The following is a 12557-nucleotide window of genomic DNA, read 5'->3' on the forward strand; positions in this document are numbered from 1 at the left end:
GGTCGACGGCCGGACGGGACTGGTGTCGCTGGACGGCGACCCGCTCCGCTCCGAACCGGCCGAATCCGTCTCCCTCAACCGCCTCTACTTCCTCTAGGACCTGACCCATGACCTCCGAGACCTTCCGCATGCCGCCCGAGTGGGCCCCGCACGAGCGCACCTGGATGGCCTGGCCCGGCCCCAACCCCACGTTCACCAACGACGAGGAGCTGGCCGAGGCCCGCACCGCGTGGGCCTCCGTGGCCCGTGCCGTGCGCCGCTTCGAGCCGGTCACCATGGTGGTCGGCCCCGGCCAGCTGGACTCCGCGCGCGCCCTGCTCGGCGACTCGGTCGACCTGGTGGAGCGCGAGCTCGACGACGCCTGGATGCGCGACATCGGCCCGACCTTCGTCACGAACGGCACCGAGCTGGCCGCCGTCGACTGGGTCTTCAACGGCTGGGGCGCGCAGGACTGGGCCCGCTGGGAGCACGACTCCAAGATCGCCCGCCATGTCGCCGATCTCGTCGACGTACCGGTGCTGACCAGTCCGCTCGTGAACGAGGGCGGCGCGATCCACGTCGACGGTGAGGGAACGGTCCTGCTGACCGACACGGTCCAGCTCGGCTCCGGCCGCAACCCCGAGTGGACCCGCGCGGAGGTCGAGGAGGAGATCCACGCGAAGCTCGGCACCACGAAGGCGATCTGGCTCCCGCACGGCCTCTCCGGCGACTACGGCATGTACGGCACGCAGGGCCACGTCGACATCGTCGCCGCGTTCGCCGGGCCGGGCGTCGTGGTCGTCCACAGCCAGCAGGACCCGGCCCACCCCGACCACGAGCGCTCGCGGATGTACGTCGACATCCTCAGCCGCTCGACGGACGCCCGTGGCCGCCTCCTGGAGGTCGTCGAGATCCCGGCCCCGACCGTCCTGAAGGACGAGGAGGGCGACTGGGTGGACTACTCGTACATCAACCACTACCTCTGCAACGGCGGTGTGGTCCTGTGCGGCTTCGACGACCCCAACGACGAGATCGCGGCGGGCATCTTCCGCCGGCTCTTCCCGGAGCGGATCGTCACGCTGGTCGACGCCCGCTCCATCTTCGCGGGCGGCGGCGGCATCCACTGCATCACGGAGCAGCAGCCGAAGGTCTGAGACCCGTGGGCGACGGCCGCGGGCGGCATGACGGCCCGCGGCCGTGCCCGCCCGTGGCCTTCGGCCGTAACGCCGACGGAGGCGTGAGGTAGAACAGACGAGTGACCCGCATCAGTCCCGCCGGACCCCGGCGACGCAACAACGCCGCGCCTCCGCGTGAGGAGCTTCTCGCCGCCGCCATGGACACCATCGCCGAGCGCGGTCTCGACGGGCTGACCATGGCCGGCCTCGGGCGCCAGGTCGGGATGAGCAGTGGGCACCTGCTCTACTACTTCCGCACCAAGGACGAGCTGCTGCTGCAGACCCTGGAGTGGAGCGAGGGGCGGCTCGGCGCCGAACGCAGCGCGCTGCTCTCGCGGCCCGGGACCGCCCGCGAGCGGCTCGACGGGTACATCGACGTCTACGTCCCCGACGGCCCCCGCGACCCCCACTGGACCCTCTGGCTGGAGGTCTGGAACCGCTCCCAGAACGCCGACGACGACGCGCGCGCCCGGCAGGCCGCCATCGAGGGCGCCTGGCACCGCGACCTGGTCGCCCTGATCGCCGAGGGCGTCTCGCGCGGGGAGTTCCGGCCTGTCGACCCCGACCGCTACGCGGCCCGGATGCGGGCCCTGCTCGACGGCTTCAGCGTCCATGTCGCGGTCGGCATCCCGGGCACGGGTCGCGACCAAGTCATCGCGCACGTAAGGGAGTTCGTCGCCGAAACCCTGATCCTGCGAACGTAACGAACGCAAGTACTCCCGATCGTTGCGGGCTGCACCCTTGTGACCCGGACGGCGGCTCCGGCACGGTTCCGGATCATGGGACGAGAGCACTGGAAGAAGATCTGGGTCGGCTCGGCCGGCAACATGGTCGAGTGGTTCGACTGGTTCGTGTACGCGAGTTTCGCGACGTACTTCGCGGGGGCGTTCTTCCCCGAGGGCAATGACACCGCCAAGCTCATGAACACCGCCGGCATCTTCGCCGTCGGCTTCTTCATGCGCCCGGTCGGCGGCTGGCTCCTCGGCCGGGTGGGCGACCGCAAGGGCCGCAAGGCGGCGCTCACGCTCACCGTGACGCTGATGTCCGCCTCGGCCCTCCTCATCGCGATCGCGCCCACGTACGCCGTCGCCGGCTACGGCGGCGCCGCGGTCCTGCTGATCGCCCGGCTCCTCCAGGGCCTCTCGGTCGGCGGCGAGTACGCGGCCAGCGCGACCTATCTGACGGAGGCATCGGCGCCGGAGCACCGCGGGTTCGCCTCCAGCTTCCAGTACGTCTCGATGACCGCGGGCCAGATCCTCGGCCTCGGTCTGCAGATCGTCCTCCAGCGCACCATGTCCGCCGAGGCGCTGCACAGCTGGGGCTGGCGCATCCCGTTCATCATCGGGGCCCTCGGCGCGGCCGTCGTCTTCTACCTGCGGCGGAACATGCTGGAGACGGAGGTGTACGAGGAGACGGCCGACGAGGGCGTGGCGAGCGGCGAGAAGGGCACGCTGAAGGCGCTGTGGGCGCACAAGCGGGAGGCGTTCCTGGTCGTCGCCCTCACCATGGGCGGGACGGTGGCCTACTACACGTACACCACCTACCTGACGAAGTACCTCTCGAACTCGGCGGGGCTGCCGAAGCAGACCGCGACCCTGGTCTCCTTCTGCGCACTGATCGTCTTCGCCTGTCTGCAGCCCCTCGCGGGACGGCTCTCCGACCGGATCGGACGGCGGCCGCTGCTGATCACCTTCGCGCTGGGGTCGACCTTCCTGACCGTGCCGATCATGACGCTGCTCCAGGACGCCGGCTCCTTCTGGCCCGCGCTCGGCCTCTCGCTGCTCGCGCTGGTCGTCATCACCGGCTACACCTCGATCAACGCGTGCGTGAAGGCGGAGCTCTTCCCGACCGGCATCCGCGCGCTGGGCGTCGCCCTCCCGTACGCCGTCGCCAACGCGCTCTTCGGCGGCACGGCCGAGTACGTGGCGCTGTGGTTCAAGGACGCGGGCGCGGAGTCCGGCTACTACTGGTACGTGGCGGGCTGCGCCGCCGTCTCCCTCGTCGTCTACCTGACGATGCGCGAGACCAGGGACATCGACCTCGGCAGGGTCGGTACCTCCGCGTCCGCGCGGGCCGAACGGACGGCGGCCGACCGGATGCCCACATCCTGAGACTCGCGTCCCGCGTACGACAGGGGTGTGGCAGACTGCGGGCGTGCTTGCTACCACCATGATTATCGGCAGCAGCGCGCCGGTCCGCAGTGGCCACTGAACCGCGACTCCACCCCCGCGGCAGTGGACACCGTGCCCCAGACCCGCGCGCAGACCTCTCGCACCCGCGAGAGGTTTTTTCGTTTTCCGGCCCCACCGCCGCCGGAAACGGACAGCGCGTGAGAATGGGGGCAAGTGGATCCAGACCTTCCGGAGCCACATCCGACAGGAGCCATCAGAGCCATGACCACGGAGACCGACGAGAGCTCGCGCCTCGACGACAGCTTCCATGTCTTCGACACGACGCTGCGCGACGGAGCGCAGCGTGAAGGCATCAACCTCACCGTCGCGGACAAGCTGACCATCGCGCGACACCTCGACGACTTCGGCGTCGGCTTCATCGAGGGCGGCTGGCCCGGGGCCAACCCCCGCGACACGGAGTTCTTCGCCCGGGCGAAGCAGGAGATCACGTTCAAGAACGCCCGGCTCGTCGCGTTCGGCGCGACCCGCAGGGCCGGCGGCAACGCCGCCGAAGACCCGCAGGTCAAGGCGCTCCTGGACTCCGGCGCCCCCGTGATCACCCTGGTCGCCAAGTCGCACGACCGGCACGTCGAGCTGGCCCTGCGCACCACCCTGGACGAGAACCTGGAGATGGTCCGCGACACCGTCTCCTACCTGCGCTCCCAGGGCCGCCGCGTCTTCGTCGACTGCGAGCACTTCTTCGACGGCTACAAGGCCAACCCGCAGTACGCCAAGGACGTCGTCCGCGCCGCCTCCGAGGCCGGCGCCGACGTCGTGATCCTCTGCGACACCAACGGCGGCATGCTCCCCGCCCAGGTCCAGGCCGTCGTCGCCACCGTCATCGCCGACACCGGCGCCCGTCTCGGCATCCACGCCCAGGACGACACCGGCTGCGCCGTGGCCAACACGCTCGCCGCCGTCGACGCGGGCGCCACGCACGTCCAGTGCACCGCCAACGGCTACGGCGAGCGGGTGGGCAACGCCAACCTCTTCCCCGTGGTCGCCGCCCTGGAACTCAAGTACGACAAGCGGGTGCTGCCCGAGGGCGCGCTCGCCGAGATGACCCGGATCTCGCACGCCATCGCGGAGGTCGTCAATCTGACGCCCTCCACCCATCAGCCCTACGTGGGGGTCTCGGCCTTCGCCCACAAGGCCGGGCTGCACGCCTCCGCGATCAAGGTCGATCCCGACCTGTACCAGCACATCGACCCCGAGCGCGTCGGCAACACCATGCGGATGCTCGTCTCCGACATGGCCGGCCGCGCCTCCATCGAGCTGAAGGGCAAGGAGCTCGGCGTCGACCTGGGCGGCGACCGCGCGCTGGTCGCCCGCGTCGTCGAGCGCGTCAAGGAGCGCGAGCTCTCCGGCTACACCTACGAGGCCGCCGACGCCTCCTTCGAGCTGCTGCTCCGCGAGGAGGTGGAGGGCCGCCCGCGCCGCTACTTCCGTACGGAGTCCTGGCGCGCGATCGTCGAGGACCGGCCCGACGGCACCCACGCCAACGAGGCGACCGTGAAGCTCTGGGCCAAGGGGGAGCGGATCGTCGCCACCGCCGAGGGCAACGGCCCCGTGAACGCGCTCGACCGGGCCATGCGGGTGGCGCTGGAGCGGATCTACCCGCAGCTCGCCAAGTTCGAGCTCGTGGACTACAAGGTCCGCATCCTGGAGGGCCGCCACGGCACGGAGTCCACGACCCGCGTCCTGATCACCACCAGCGACGGCAACGCGGAGTGGTCGACGGTCGGCGTGGGGGAGAACGTGATCGCCGCCTCCTGGCAGGCGCTGGAGGACGCGTTCACCTACGGACTGCTGCGCGTGGGGATCGACCCCGCCGAGTGACCCGCGGGACGGCCACAACCTTCGGTCCGCAATGTCTCGGAATCGCTCTTTAGGGGTAGTTTCGATGGTATGAGGACCAGGCCGTTCCACCTCCTGTCGGCCCTCGCGGGGCTGGCGATGCTGCTGCTTCTGGTCCTGGCCCCCTCCGCGGGGGCCGGGATCACCGGGATCCCCGACGCCGGAGCGGCCCTGAAGCAGGGCCCTGTGTACGTCGATCCGGGCGCCGCCGACCAGATCTCGACGGCCCAGGCGGATGCCCTCGCCCAGAAGATCGAGGACGCGGACAAGCCGCTCTTCGTCGCCGTGCTGCCCGCGGGCACCGAGTATCCACCCGAGAACCTGCTGCGCAATCTGCGCACCCAGACCGGGGTGACGGGGCTGTACGCCGTCCGGCTCGGTGACGGGTTCGATGCCGCCGCCGACCGTTCGGTGATGTCCGCGCAGGCCGTGGACAACCTGGTCACCTCCGTGCGCCAGCCCGGGGTGGACGCCGCCACCGAGCTGAACAACTTCGTCGACCAGGCCCTCCCGACCATGAACGGCACCGCCCCCTCCTCCTGGGGCTCGGTCGGCGCCGACGACGGTGTCCCGGTCGGCGGTCTGATCACCCTCGGCGCACTCGTCGCCGCCGGCGGCGCGGGCGCCTACGCGATCGTCCGCCGCAACCGGCTCCGCAAGCAGGCCGAGGAGCGCGAGGCGCTCGACAAGCTCCGCGTCGTCGTCGACGAGGACATCACGGCCTTCGGCGAGGAGCTCGAACGGCTGGACTTCCATCCCGCCGAGCCCGGCGCCGACGACGCGATGCGCGGCGACTACGAGCGCGCGCTCGACGCGTACGACAAGGCGAAGTCCCTGATGGGCTCCGCGACGCACCCGCACGACGTCAAGGCCGTGACCCAGGCGCTGGAGGACGGCCGCTTCTCGCTCGCCGCCCTGGCCGCCCGCCGCGAGTCCCGCCCGCTGCCCGAGCGCCGCCCGCCCTGCTTCTTCGACCCGCGCCACGGCCCCTCGGCCGAGGACCGGACCTGGACGCCGACGGGTGGCACCGCGCGCGAGGTCCCGGTGTGCGCCGCCGATGCCACCCGCCTCGACGAGGGGCAGGACCCCCTGGCCCGTACGGTCGAGACCGAGACCGGCCGCCGCCCGTACTGGGAGGCGGGACCGGCGTACGGCCCGTGGGCGGGCGGTTACTTCGGCGGCGGGCTGCTCCCCGGCCTCCTCGCCGGCACCCTGCTCGGCTCGATGCTCGCCACCCCCGCCTACGCGGGTGAGTACGGCGGAGGCGAGTTCGGGGGCGGAGACGTCTCCGGTGGCGACTTCAACTCCGGCGACTTCGGATCGGGCGACTTCGGCGGCGGTGGTGGCGGCGGATTCGGCGACTTCGGAGGCGGTGGGGACTTCGGCGGCGGCTTCTAGAGCGGCGGCGCGCAGGCGCTACAGCAGGGGCTTCACCGACATCAGCAGATGCTGGTGGATCCCGTCCGCCCGGTCCGTGATCAGGGCACGCTGCCCCGGCCCCAGCAGGTGGAAGCGGACCGAGTCGGTGTCGAAGGAGCCGAGCGCGTCCAGCAGGTACCCCGGGTTGAACGCGACCGTCATCGCCTCCGTCTGCGAGAGGACCGCCGGGAGCCGCTGGGAGGCGACGTCGTCCTCGTAGCCCGCTTGGAGGTGGACGGCGTCCCCGCCGAACGCGAGCTGCACCGGACTGTCGCCCTCCGCGACCACCGCGACCCGCTTCACGGCCTCGACCAGCGGAGCCCGCTCCGTCACGGCGACGGCGTGCTCGCCCAGGGAGAAGAGCTTGTCGTGCCGGGGGAGACGACCGTCGAGCAGCCGGGTCGTCGTCCGCGTCCCCTCGCTCTCGAAACCGACCGATCCCCCGTCGAGGGCGAGGCGGACGGGCCCCGCCGACGCGAGGGAGCGGGCGATCTCGGTCAGCCGGCGGGCCGGTACGACGACGTCCGCGCCGCCCTCGCCCCCCTGCGGCTCCTCGCCCTCCGGCTTCCACTCCAGCGTGCGGACCGCGTAGCGGTAGCGGTCGGTCGCGGCCAGCGTCATCGCCGTACCGTCCAGGGCGAGCCGTATCCCCGTCAGCACCGGCAGCGAGTCGTCCCGGCCGGCGGCCACCGCCACCTGCCCGACCGCCGCCGCGAACGCCCCGGCGTCCACGACGCCCCGGAACGCGGGCAGCTCGGGCGGCGCCGGATAGTCGTCCAGCGGCAGGAGGGAGAGCCCGAAGCGGGCGCCCCCGCCCGTCACCGAGAGCCGCGCCCCCTCGACCACGCACTCTACCGGGCCCCTGGGCAGCACCTTGCAGATGTCGAGCAGCCGCCGCCCGAGGACGAGCGCACGGCCGTCCCGCACGGTGTCGGCCTCGACCTCGATGCGCGCCGAGGCCTCGTGGTCGAGCCCGGAGACCCGCAGCCGGCCGTCGGCCGACTCCAGGAGCAGCCCGCCGAGCACCGGGACGGGGGACCGGGCCGGGAGCACGCGCGCGGCCCACGCCACGGCGTCGGTCAACTCGCTGCTGTCGATACGGAATTCCATGAGCACGACGCTAGCGGGCGCCACTGACAACGCCCCGGCCCCGCCGGAACGCCGAGCGCCCGCCCTCCGTCGTGACGGAGAGGCGGGCGCGCTCGTGGTGCCCTCGCGGGCGGGGTCCGGGGATCAGGCGGCGTTCTTGATCGCGGAGATGTCGAAGTTCAGCTTCACCTTGTCGCTGACCACCACACCGCCGGTCTCCAGCGCCGCGTTCCAGGTCAGGCCCCAGTCGGAGCGGAGGATCTCGGCCGAGCCCTCGAAGCCGACGCGCTCGTTGCCGTACGGGTCGGTGGCCGTGCCGTTGAACTCCAGGTCGATGGAGAGCGGCTTGGTGACGTCCTTGATCGTGAGGTCGCCGGTCATGCGGTACTTGTCGCCGCCCAGCTGCTCCGCCTCGGTCGAGCGGAAGGTCATCAGCGGGAACTGCTCGGCGTCGAAGAAGTCGCCGCTGCGCAGGTGGGTGTCGCGGTCGCCGATGCCGGTGTCGACGGAGGAGATCTTGATGTCGATCGAGGCGGCGGAGGCGCCCGGGTTCGAGCCGTCCAGCTGCAGGGTGCCCTCGTGGTCGCCGAAGGAGCCGCGCACGTTGGTGACCATGGCGTGACGGACGGTGAACCCGATGCTGCTGTGTGCCGGGTCGATCGTGTACTCGCCGGTCAGAGCGGCCAGTGCCGGGTCGACGGGGAGGGTGGCAACGGCGGTGGCGCTGTCGTTCCTGCGGTTGAAGATGCCCATGACGTGCTCCTTGGGGACGGTGCGCGGGGGTGGCGCGGAGGTTTGTACTGCGTTTCGTTGAACCTTCAACGAGAACGACCATAGCCCTATTCCGTTCAACTTTCAACATCCTGGTCCGATGTCCATCCGCTTGGACTAACCGACGGGGGTTCTTGGACTGGCGGGGCCGACGGGGCGCGATCTCGTTGACGGTGTCCGCCGAACGGGCCCAACTAGTCCCCATGCCCCTCCCCAAGTCGCCAAGAATCCGTGTGGCCTGCGCGCTCGCCGCCGCGTCATCCGCCGTGTTCGCCCTGTCGGGACCGGCCCTCGCCGAGTCGAGGGCGCCCGCCGTGGCCGACGCCGCCGAGGCCCGCATCGGCTCCGCCCAGCTCTCCGTCGCCGTCGCCGAGGACTTCCCGCGCGTCGTCTCGTACACGGACCGCGCCACCGGAGCCCGCCTCCTCGGCAGTACGGCACCGGTCACCCGGGTCGTCCTCAACGGCACCGCGTACGACGTCCGCGCCACCGGCGCGCCCGCCCTGACCGCCTCCTCCGCCGCGTACACACTGGCCTTCCCGGCCCTGCCCGGCGTCGAGATCGACGCCACGCTGAGCGTCACCGGCCGGGCGACCACCTTCAAGGTGACCGCCGTCCGCGACACCGCGGCCTTCCGGGTCGGCACGATCGACATACCCGGCCACGACCTGGTCTCCGTCGGCTCCTCGGACGCGGGCGCCGAGACCGCCTTCACCCGGCTCGACCCCGACTCCACCCGTACCGCCGACGTCTTCACCGACATCACGGACGCCACCCCGGCCGAGCCCACCCCCACCGGCGCGAGCTACGCCCTGGTCAACACCGGCTCCCTCGCCGCCGCCGTCGAGTCCAACTCCTCCTACGACAAGCCCTCCGGACCGAGCGCCCGCGACGGCGCCCGGTTCTGGCACCAGGCCCGCAGGAACGGCGACGAGACCCGCGTCGGAGTCTGGTCCGGCCAGTGGACCTACCGCGGCGAGGGCGCCCCCGCCCCCGAGAGCGGGAAGAACCTTCCCTGGGCCAAGGTCGTCGTCACCCCCGACGCCAACGGCGACGGGCGCACGGACTGGCAGGACGGCGCCCTCGCCTTCCCCGCCATCGGGATCAGGACCCCCGGCGGCGAGCAGACCCCGGACCGGGTCATCGCCCACATCCCGTTCAACTTCGCCTCCAACGCCACCCACCCCTTCCTGCGCACCCTCGACGACGTCAAGCGGATCTCCCTCGCCACCGACGGACTCGGCCAGTTCGCCCTGCTCAAGGGGTACGGCTCCGAGGGGCACGACTCCGCCCACCCGGACTACGGGGGCAACTACAACAAGCGCGCCGGCGGCCTCGCGGACCTCAACACCCTCCTCAAGGAGGGCGGGAAGTGGGGTGCGGGCTTCGGCGTCCACGTCAACGCCACCGAGTCGTACCCCGAGGCGAAGAACTTCAGCGAGACCCTCGTCGACAGGACCAAGCCCGGCTGGAACTGGCTCAACCAGAGCTACTACATCGACCAGCGCCGGGACATCAACAGCGGCGACCTCGCCCGCCGCTTCCAGCAGCTGCGCGACGAGACCGACCCGAACCTGTCGACGCTCTACATCGACGTCTACTACACGCACGGCTGGATCGCCGACAAGACGCTCCAGGCCGTCCAGTCCCAGGGCTGGAACGTCGCCACCGAGTGGTCCGAGAAGTTCGAGCGGGCCTCCCTCTGGTCCCACTGGGCCAACGACCTGAACTACGGCGGCGCCACCAACAAGGGCCTCAACTCCCAGATCGTCCGCTTCATCCGCAACGGCGAGAAGGACGTCTGGAACAACCACCCGGTCCTCGGCCAGACCGCCCTGGAGGACTTCGAGGGCTGGACCGGCGAGACCGACTGGAACCACTTCTACGCCAACATCTGGCAGAAGAACCTGCCCGCGAAGTACCTCCAGCAGCAGCGGATCACCCGCTGGAACGGCGACGACCTCACCTTCACCGGCGGCGTCCGCGGCACCGTCGAGAACGGCCGCCGCACCTTCTACGAGAACGGCCGCAAGGTCCTCGACGGCGAGAACTACCTGCTGCCCTGGGACGGCGGCAAGAAGCTCTACCACTACAACAAGACCGGCGGGAAGACGAGTTGGGCGGTGCCCGGCACCCGCTCGTACAGCGTCTACAAGCTCACCGACAACGGACGCGTCAGGACCGCGACGGTCCGGCCGAGCGGCGGAACGATCACCCTCGACGCCGTCGCGGGACAGCCGTACGTCCTCTATCCCGACCGCGCCCCCGAGCCCCGCGATCCGCGCTGGGGCCAGGGCACCCCGGTCCAGGACCCCGGCTTCAACGACGCCGGCCTCGACGCCTGGTCCACGACGGGCACGGTCGCCCGTGGCACCGACGGCCAGGGCCGCAACAGCGCCGAGCTGACCGGCGCCGCCCCCGCCTCCGTTCGCCAGCGGATCGCCGGACTCACCCCCGGCACGCGCTACACCGCCTCCGCCCTGATCGAGGTCGAGCCGGGCAGGAACCGCCCGGCCACCCTCTCCGCCGGCGGGCGGTCGGTCACCGTGGAGCGCTCGCCGATCGAGGACCGGGTCGCCGCGTCCGACTGGAACGGCACCCGTCTCCAGCGTGCCAAGGTCACCTTCACGGCCCCCGCGGGCGGCTCCACCACCCTCGGGATCCAGGCCGCGGGCGGCAGCACGGCCCGGGTCCGCGTCGACGACGTCCGCGTCGTCGCCAACGACCCGGCGACCAGGGCCGGAGCGCTCGCGTACGAGGACTTCGAGGCCGTCGACCAGGGCTGGGGCCCCTTCCTCAAGGGCGACTCCGGAGGCACGACCGACCCCCGCACCCACATCGCCCAGCTCCACGCCCCGTACACCCAGGCCGGCTGGAACGGAAAGCTCGTCGACGACGTCATCGGCGGCGCCGAGTCGCTGAAGTCCCACGACGAGAACAGCGGCCTGGTCTACCGGACCGCGCCCTGGACCGTGCCCATGAAGGACGGGCACGCCTACCGCGTCGCGTACGACCACCAGTCCAGCCACGCGGGCGCCTACGAGTGGATCACCGGCTACGACCGCACGGACGGGACCTCGGTGGAGACCCGTCGTACGCCCATCGGGCAGCAGCGGACCACCGGCCACTTCTCCGAGACCGTGACCGCCGGCTGCGGCGACACCTGGACCGGACTGCGCAAGCGGGCCGACGCCCCGGACGGCGCCGACTTCGTCCTCGACTCCTTCACCGTCACCGACCTGGGTCCCGCGCCCGAGAAGGCCGCCTGCGGCACGCTCGCGCTCGCCGCGCCGGAGACGCTGGAGCCGGGGCGGCCGAACCAGGTCACGGCCACCTTCGCCAACGACGAGTCCGCGGCCGTGGACGGTGCCACCGTGTCGCTGGAGCTTCCCGCGGGCTGGGCGGCCGAACCGGCCGCCCCCGTGGTGCTCGGGACGGTCGCCGCCGGTGCCGAGGCCACCGCCACCTGGCGCGTGACACCTCCGGTGGACGCGAAGTACCAGCCGTACGCGGTCCGTTCGTCGCTCGCCTACACCGTCGGGGGCGAGGCACGGAAGCTGGACGCCGCCGCCACCGTCCGTACGCTGCCCCCGCCGCCCATCACGGACAGCTGGGCGAGCGACCTGGACTGGACCTCGGCCGCGAACGGCTGGGGGCCGGTCGAGCGCGACGGCTCCAACGGCGAGACGGGGACCGGCGACGGCGGTCCGCTGCGCATCGGGGGAGTGACGTACGCGAAGGGCCTGGGCGCCCACGCCCCGTCGAAGGTGCGCTACTACCTGGGCGGGACGTGCACCTCCTTCACCGCCGAGGTCGGCGTGGACGACGTGCAGACCAGCCGGGGCTCGGTCCGGTTCAGCGTCGTCGCCGACGGCACGGAGAAGGTGAAGTCACCGGTCCTGAAGGCGGCCGACACGGCCTGGTCGCTCACCGCCGACGTCACCGGAGCCTCCTACGTGGAACTCGTGGCCGACGACGGCGGGGACGGCAACGGCAACGACCACGCGGACTGGGGAAGCGCGCGCTTCCACTGCGGCGGCTAGCCGGAGGTCCACCGGGCGGAGGTCTCGCCCTCGGGCCCGGCTCCGGCTTCTGC

8 protein-coding genes are annotated in these 12557 nt (G+C 71.6%); 6 read left to right on the forward strand and 2 right to left on the reverse strand.

What is annotated here, in order from left to right; all coding sequences use genetic code 11:
• The first annotated feature begins 107 nt into the window (after positions 1-107).
• The 5 genes from ACFVGW_RS29475 to ACFVGW_RS29495 all read left to right on the forward strand — a co-directional run bounded on the left by ACFVGW_RS29475 (position 108) and on the right by ACFVGW_RS29495 (position 6580).
• On the forward strand, positions 108-1133 hold the full coding sequence (locus ACFVGW_RS29475) for an agmatine/peptidylarginine deiminase (RefSeq protein ID WP_385854091.1): 1026 nt from the start codon (positions 108-110) through the stop codon (positions 1131-1133).
• Positions 1134-1243: 110 nt separating this feature from the next.
• Positions 1244-1858, forward strand: coding sequence for a TetR/AcrR family transcriptional regulator (locus ACFVGW_RS29480; RefSeq protein ID WP_385854170.1), 615 nt, complete (start codon positions 1244-1246; stop codon positions 1856-1858).
• Positions 1859-1933: 75 nt separating this feature from the next.
• Positions 1934-3265: an MFS transporter gene (locus ACFVGW_RS29485; protein WP_383290798.1), complete on the forward strand. Its 1332-nt coding sequence runs from the start codon at positions 1934-1936 to the stop codon at positions 3263-3265.
• Between the two features lie 282 nt (positions 3266-3547).
• Positions 3548-5164 carry a citramalate synthase gene (gene cimA / locus ACFVGW_RS29490; protein WP_352191214.1) on the forward strand — a complete coding sequence of 539 codons (1617 nt, stop codon included), beginning with the start codon at positions 3548-3550 and terminating at the stop codon, positions 5162-5164.
• Positions 5165-5233: 69 nt separating this feature from the next.
• Positions 5234-6580 (forward strand): hypothetical protein, encoded by a 1347-nt coding sequence (locus ACFVGW_RS29495; protein ID WP_383226619.1) that lies wholly within the window; start codon positions 5234-5236, stop codon positions 6578-6580.
• An 18-nt stretch (positions 6581-6598) separates the two neighbouring features.
• Here ACFVGW_RS29495 and dnaN read toward each other — a convergent pair whose 3' ends face one another.
• Together dnaN and ACFVGW_RS29505 are read right to left on the reverse strand one after the other, a co-directional pair.
• Positions 6599-7711 (reverse strand): DNA polymerase III subunit beta, encoded by a 1113-nt coding sequence (gene dnaN, locus ACFVGW_RS29500; protein WP_385854092.1) that lies wholly within the window; start codon positions 7709-7711, stop codon positions 6599-6601.
• A 123-nt stretch (positions 7712-7834) separates the two neighbouring features.
• Positions 7835-8443 (reverse strand): YceI family protein, encoded by a 609-nt coding sequence (locus ACFVGW_RS29505; protein WP_385854093.1) that lies wholly within the window; start codon positions 8441-8443, stop codon positions 7835-7837.
• 221 nt (positions 8444-8664) lie between these two features.
• Here ACFVGW_RS29505 and ACFVGW_RS29510 point away from each other — a divergent pair, with 221 nt between their 5' ends.
• Positions 8665-12504 carry an endo-alpha-N-acetylgalactosaminidase family protein gene (locus ACFVGW_RS29510; RefSeq protein ID WP_385854094.1) on the forward strand — a complete coding sequence of 1280 codons (3840 nt, stop codon included), beginning with the start codon at positions 8665-8667 and terminating at the stop codon, positions 12502-12504.
• Positions 12505-12557 lie beyond the last annotated feature (53 nt).

Source organism: Streptomyces sp. NPDC127129 (genome assembly GCF_042671585.1).
GTDB lineage: Bacteria > Actinomycetota > Actinomycetes > Streptomycetales > Streptomycetaceae > Streptomyces.